Annotated in this window: 2 protein-coding genes and 1 pseudogene; 1 reads left to right on the forward strand and 2 read right to left on the reverse strand. The window is 46.9% G+C overall.

The window, feature by feature from the left end; genetic code table 11:
• Nucleotides 1-103: 103 nt before the first annotated feature.
• Nucleotides 104-298, reverse strand: a complete 195-nt coding sequence (locus ACWATR_RS39150; RefSeq protein WP_460345529.1) for a hypothetical protein — start codon at nt 296-298, stop codon at nt 104-106.
• Between the two features lie 299 nt (nt 299-597).
• Here ACWATR_RS39150 and ACWATR_RS39155 point away from each other — a divergent pair, with 299 nt between their 5' ends.
• Nucleotides 598-1,260: a tyrosine-type recombinase/integrase gene (locus ACWATR_RS39155; RefSeq protein ID WP_460345532.1), complete on the forward strand. Its 663-nt coding sequence runs from the start codon at nt 598-600 to the stop codon at nt 1,258-1,260.
• A gap of 102 nt (nt 1,261-1,362) precedes the next feature.
• Here the strand turns inward: ACWATR_RS39155 and ACWATR_RS39160 are convergent.
• Nucleotides 1,363-3,092: pseudogene (locus tag ACWATR_RS39160) on the reverse strand (bifunctional DNA primase/helicase); the annotation flags it as partial.

Here is a 3,092-nt window from a genome sequence, read left to right on the forward strand (position 1 = left end):
TGTCTTTTGACTTACAACGGGCGATAAACTGCTCCCAAATCCTTTGGTCACAGTTGAAAGATGCTAGCTTTTTTGTACGCCCTGTATTGCTCATGTTCACGTATCATCTAGGTAAACTTGGACTGCCCACGCTTGTTAAATCGTGTAATTCATCATGATGAATTACCTTGATGATATCATCGGCAAATGCGTCAGCGCATTCTTCAGCCGATGTCTTTTGTGAAGAGATGCTACCGCCGACAGCTACCATTGGCGATTGCAAATAAATATAGACATCACCCCGTAGCAATTCCAGCATCAACCATTTTTGTCAAATACTAAGTATTAAATCTTATCAGCAATTCCTTTAGTCGCTAAAAATACCCATACTGTTCATCTGCATAGGGATTTCCAGAAAATAAAATGCTATAAGCCTAGCTTTCGCCCCTTAAAGGCGAAAGCGCCTCAGTCCTTGGGTTGAGCCAAAAGATATTTGATACGGCTCTGGGCATTTTATTCCTTGTAGGTGCTATGGCTGCGAAAATTGCACCCCTGGCAAAACCTGTCCCGTGGACTGGGATAATAAGAACAGGGCGGGGTGTTGATGGGGCAGCAACCTTGAAAATTGATAGACACGGGAGAGCAAAGATTCTCTCCCCGCAGGAGATTCAACTTCTCTTCTCGCAGGGGGTAGATTCACTGCGAGATAAAGCGCTGTTTGCAGTGATGCTTTACACAGCGTGTCGCGTGAACGAAGCAGTGACGTTGCTTAAACGGGACGTATATGATGCCAAAGGAAAAGTTAGAGCCAAAATCATCTTTCGCAAAGGTAACACGAAAGGGAAACTGGCTACCCGTACCATCCCGGTAATTCAAGAATTGCGAGTCAGGTTGCAAGCATATAAATCACGTGATGATTCCCCTTGGCTGTTCCCTGGAAATGCTGACCACTCCAGAGCCAATAACCACCTGCACCGGGATTCGGCACTGTGGATATTGCGAGTCGCTTGCAAAAAAGTAGGAGTTGAAGGCGTAAGCTCTCACAGCTTTCGGCGCACAGCATTGACCTCGATGAGTAATGCCGGAATTCCCTTAAGAGTGATTCAGGAAATCTCTGGGCATCGCACGTTGGACGAGCTCTACAAGTATCTGGAGGTGAGAGAAGATCAAGTATTGGGAGCGGTATCATCCTTAGCGCTACTTGCTCCGGTTTCGTCAGACGACTTCGGGAAACCCTTGTTAGTCGAAGTGACCGATAATTCAGTGCATGAAAGGTATTGACCCCATTTTACCAAAAAATCGATTTAGCAAAGCAGCATCAGCGCAATTGCTGAAAGCAAAAGTAGAAATTGCTTCAATGATGCGGTTAGTTATGACGAAAGTTTAGGAGAACTCCATCGGCAACACATCTTCATTCAGCAAGGCGTAAAATTCCGGTACTGCCGACTCCACTCGCCGTAGCTCATTTGCCGCGATCGCTTCAAGTTCCAGCACCGTCTCCCAGCGCAAATCCCCAGTCCATCGCTTGAGAATGCCTTTAATCGCGTCCACTCCACGAGAAATACTAGAGCGAAGTATTTCCACGCAATGAAGTAAGGTAGTGCGAACGGTCGGAGGCGGTTCAATTTCGGTAGTATCCTCCCCTCCTTCATGGGGATTCCCTATAGCATTAAGGGGGGGGGCGGATACGGGCGGCTGAAGAGGGTTTACGCTATACACCGCAGGGGTTTGGGTAGCGTCATAGGTGCGCTTTGCCACACGATGAGCAATTACCTCTTGAGCAAATTCCAATTCCTTTTTAGATAAAGAGAAAAGTTTCACTTGTTGACCCCGTTTACCCTGCTTACGGAAGGTTAACTTTAACCCCAACTGCTCTACTATTGTGGCCAGCAACCAAATAGGCTTACAGTCAGGCGGGATAGTAAACCCAAGAATTGCTTTGACGTGAGCAGCGCAATCAATGGCTCTAGCTGTCATCTTCAGTAAAGCGGCATCGTCGGCGGTAACTTCATCACCCCTGACTAAAGAAGTGAGAATTTGATGCAGCCCCAGGTTAAACCGTGCTAGCCACCGCGCCGAATAATTGCCCCAGTCGATGCACAAAGGTAAATTGTCGCGTTCAGTGCGGTCTTTTTGAGCGACAATTTGGGGCGGGGTGGGATAAGTCCGCCCAGTTTTTGGGTCAACAATTGATTCATCGGCTGGGGCTAAAATTGCCTCAAGTCCAGCGATTGCTCCTATTAATCGACCACCTTTATCAAGTTCCACCAGTGATTCGGTTACTTCGATGCCGTAAGAATCAAAGATACGAAACTTTTCACATTCAAAAATTTCCTTTTGTGATAGGTAATCTTTGCTTTGACGGGCGCGGTACTCACTCAAAGTAATATCCCCCGCTTTGGCAACAGATGAATAATGGGCAGTGTCCAAAGCAGCCGCAGCATTTTTCATGCGTTCAAGAGATTGGTCATCGTCATCACTGCCCATACATATAAATGTATTGCCCATTTCAGTGAGGAGCGATCGCAAATCATCGCGGAGATTATTCAGAGAATAGTGGCGGTTAGCCATAATTTGGCAGTAAGCCTCAAGCGCCCAATCTTTCTCGGCTCCCCGTTTACCTGTTTGACGGTCGATCCGCAACAGAAAAGCTGTCATTTCATTGGTTTGGAGGAGGCGTTCTTTTATCTTGGAAGCGTTTGTATCTTGGTAGCCGAAGGGAGGACGCGGAGCCACCCAAATATGAAAGGGGACTTTCGGGCGATAGCGGTACAACTGCTGGGCGCACTCGGTAGCAGTTTGGGAAACGCCGTGAAACACACCAAACACCAAATCAAAATGATACTCGGAAATATCGACACCAGTCCCCAGGCTAGGGGAAGTGAACAAGGCATCGAAGTTTTTGACGGCGTTGGTGATATCTTTGATGAACGCGACGTTTTCATCACTGCCGGAATTATCGGAGTGGACAGACCAGATGCGCCATTTTTGTGGTGTATTTGATTGGTCAGAGTTAGGTTCAGAGTACTTAATAGTAAAAGACTTTTCGAGTTTTTTGATAAAACGCTTACTGTCACTGGCTACCATAACTTTCAGACCTTGCATTAGTGCCG

This window comes from Nostoc sp. UIC 10890, from assembly GCF_054786515.1.

What these genes read in the sequence shown, in the direction of transcription:
- ACWATR_RS39150 (WP_460345529.1), bottom strand. Translation starts at nt 298, where the DNA reads ATGCTGGAATTGCTACGGGGTGATGTCTATATTTATTTGCAATCGCCA.